At 69.9% G+C, this 884-nt stretch carries 2 protein-coding genes; both read right to left on the reverse strand.

Annotation, left to right across the window (positions count from 1 at the left end):
- Positions 1-253: alpha-hydroxy-acid oxidizing protein (locus ACXJKJ_RS30260; RefSeq protein WP_457395077.1), on the reverse strand; the 253-nt coding region annotated here is incomplete at its 3' end.
- Between the two features lie 3 nt (positions 254-256).
- A partial coding sequence (locus ACXJKJ_RS30265; protein ID WP_457395080.1) for an FCD domain-containing protein occupies positions 257-884 on the reverse strand: 628 nt, incomplete at its 5' end.

The raw sequence follows: 884 nt of genomic DNA on the forward strand, positions 1-884 counted from the left end.
CATACATGCCGGTCAGCCCGACCGGGCCCAGCGCCACCGGCATCGCCAGGCGCTCGCCGAACAGCTCGGTCTCCAGGCTCAGCTCGGCCACGTTGCGCAGTACCCGCTGCCGCAACGCGATGTCGGCAAGGTCGGACACGTTGCGCTTGAGCGTGTGCTCGGCATAGGCGCCACCATCGATGTAGTGGAACAGGAACGGCGGCAGCCGCCGTTGGGCGGCGGCGCGGTAATCGGTGGAGGCGGCAATGATCATGGGTCAACCGTGGGCAGGAGGAAGCTGCGATGCGCGGGCGCGCCGGGCCTCGTTGTCATCGAGCGTGCGCAGGGAGGCGTGCACGAATGCCAGGTGTGCATGCGCGGCGGCGCGCGCGCGTTCGGGGTCGCCGGTCAGCACCCCGTCCATCAGCTCGCGGTGCTGCGTCGACAGCGGCTCAAACGTGCGGGGCGAGGTGTAGAGCCGTTCACGGCTCTGCGAGATATTGGTCTGCAACAGCTCGAACAGGCCACGCATCACCTGCAGCAGCACCAGGTTGTGCGAGGCCTCGGCGATGGCCAGGTGGAAGGCCGCATCCGCGCGCGCCTCGCCGGCGGGATCGTCCTTGCCGTGCGCGGCGAGCATGTGCTCGAAGGCCGCACGGATCTTCGCCCGGTCCGCGTCGGTGGCGCGCAGCGCGGCGTGCCAGGCGGTCGCACCCTCCAGCGCATGGCGGATCTCCAGCACATCGAAGCGGTACTCCGGGTCGTTCTGGAACACCGGCAGGTAGGGCAACAGCGACGCGTCGACGCCCGGGTGCGTACGTGCCATCGGCACGCTCACGTAGGTGCCGCCACCAACCCGCGCCGTCAGCAGGCCCTGGCTGGACAGCTGGGCGATGGCTTCGCGC

The organism is Roseateles sp. P5_E1 (assembly GCF_054049335.1).